We start from the raw sequence: 1,235 nt of genomic DNA on the forward strand, positions 1-1,235 counted from the left end.
CAAGAACTGTGTTAAAAAACAAATAAATTCGAATATTTATTTCGCTAATACGCTTCTATGATTTTCATCGTATTTCAAACCTGATTTGGCAATTGCAAAGGCCTGTTTTAAAAGCTTGTTACACACAGCTATCAATGCTGTTTTTTTGCTTTTTCCTTTAGCTAATATCCGATCATAGATAGCTTTACATCCCTTGTTATATTTCTTTGCCGATAAACTGCACATAAATATAATCTTTCGTAGCCTAGGGTTACCCATTTTACTGATCCGAGGACGGGAACGAATACTGCTCCCCGATTGCCTGATCATAGGGGTTAAACCTGAATAGGAACATAATTGAGAGGCTGTTTCAAAACGGTCAAATCCACCAGTCAAAACAATCAGTAATACGCTGGACTTTCTTCCTATCCCTGGAATACTTTCCACTCGGGTCAGTAAAGCTTGGTGCTCCTTTTTTACTAATACAAGAAGTTCTTCTTCCAATTTATCTATTTCTGCTTGCAGGTGCTTCATACTCCGTTTTATGGAACGCATAACACGGGAGCAAGGTGATCCCATTGCTTCTTCTGTATTAAACTTATTCTTTAGCGAAGACATCTGCTTGGTATAATAGTTACTCAAACTCATTAAATGAGAACACTCCCGCTCATACTTGCCTTGGCCTTTCCATAGCTTTAACTCTCCTGATTGACTTTTCGCATAGAGTGAAATCATTTTCGCATCGCTCTTATCTGTCTTTACCTTACTTAGTTTCATCTGGATAAAACGCTTGATAGATAAAGGGTTCTCTACACTTACAGCTATACCGTTTTCAAGTAGGTAGTAAGCCAAACGCAAATGATACACTCCTGTGGATTCCATAACGCAATGGGAGAAGGCATCGGTAAGGGACAACAGCTTTTTAAAGCCCGAAGGACTATTGGGAAATTGGTAGAAAACCCCATCCATATCCATTACATCAAAGACATCTTTACTGATATCGATTCCAAAATAATTTGTATTTTTATTCATAAGCATTATTTAAAGAAAGAATAAGTCTACTCGATTTTCAACATCTTAAAAGCGAGATCCCAGTCTCAGAGAACTGTACGAAATAAAAGTAGAAAAGAGCGGGGATTGTCATGACAAACGAGATTTAAATCTCAATACACAAAATAACCTTATTCCGCTCTTTTGTTCTTTCTGATTAAGTAATAAATTTAATGAAAATCAAACTTAAGATATACAAACACGTT

General features: G+C 36.5%; 1 protein-coding gene. It reads right to left on the reverse strand.

Translation table 11 applies throughout. The features are described from left to right. Nucleotides 1–36: 36 nt before the first annotated feature. Nucleotides 37–1,011: an IS110 family RNA-guided transposase gene (locus ACFFGL_RS14820; RefSeq protein ID WP_309730855.1), complete on the reverse strand. Its 975-nt coding sequence runs from the start codon at nt 1,009–1,011 to the stop codon at nt 37–39. Between the last annotated feature and the right edge of the window lie 224 nt (nt 1,012–1,235).

The sequence above is a fragment of the Mesonia maritima genome, from assembly GCF_042433895.1.
GTDB lineage: Bacteria > Bacteroidota > Bacteroidia > Flavobacteriales > Flavobacteriaceae > Mesonia > Mesonia maritima.